Here is a 225-nt window from a genome sequence, read left to right on the forward strand (position 1 = left end):
ACCGACCTGTCCAGCCGCACCGAGCAGCAGGCCGCTTCGCTGGAGCAGACCGCCGCCTCGATGGAGCAACTGGCCTCCACGGTCAAGCAGAACGCCGACAATGCGCGGCAGGCCAACCAGTTGGCGGCCAGCGCGTCACAGGTGGCCGAGCGTGGCGGCTCGGCAGTGTCGGAAGTGGTGCACACCATGGAAGGCATTTCGGCCAGTTCGCGCAAGATCTCCGAG

The 225-nt window shown here is 67.1% G+C and carries 1 pseudogene; it reads left to right on the forward strand.

The window, feature by feature from the left end:
* Positions 1-225: pseudogene (locus tag A7W11_RS01140) on the forward strand (methyl-accepting chemotaxis protein); the annotation flags it as partial.

The organism is Bordetella ansorpii (genome assembly GCF_900078315.1).
GTDB lineage: Bacteria > Pseudomonadota > Gammaproteobacteria > Burkholderiales > Burkholderiaceae_B > Bordetella > Bordetella ansorpii.